The sequence below is a fragment of the Bacillus cereus group sp. BfR-BA-01524 genome (assembly GCF_022662595.1).
In the GTDB taxonomy this organism is placed as follows: domain Bacteria; phylum Bacillota; class Bacilli; order Bacillales; family Bacillaceae_G; genus Bacillus_A; species Bacillus_A thuringiensis_S.
In genome coordinates, this window is record NZ_JAKUDW010000398.1 from 1 (window position 1) to 252 (window position 252).

A 252-nucleotide genomic window follows, 5' to 3' on the forward strand; every position below is an offset into this window, starting at 1 on the left:
TCTTTTGCTGCACATAATCCGGGTTCTATTGGACCTACACTTCCACCTGTTCAACCCTTTCAATTCCCTACCGGTCCCACCGGTTCTACAGGACCAACCGGGCCAACTGGATCAACCGGACCAACTGGATCAACCGGACCGACTGGACCAACTGGACCAACTGGATTTAATCTTCCTGCTGGGCCTGCATCTATTACTTTGACTTCTAACGAAACCACAGCATGTGTATCCACTCAAGGAAATAATACTTTA

General features: G+C 48.4%; 1 protein-coding gene. It reads left to right on the forward strand.

Going from position 1 to position 252, the window contains the following annotated elements; genetic code table 11:
• Positions 1–252, forward strand: a 252-nt coding sequence (locus MR170_RS32880; RefSeq protein ID WP_242310748.1) for an exosporium leader peptide-containing protein, incomplete at both ends; no start/stop codon positions are given.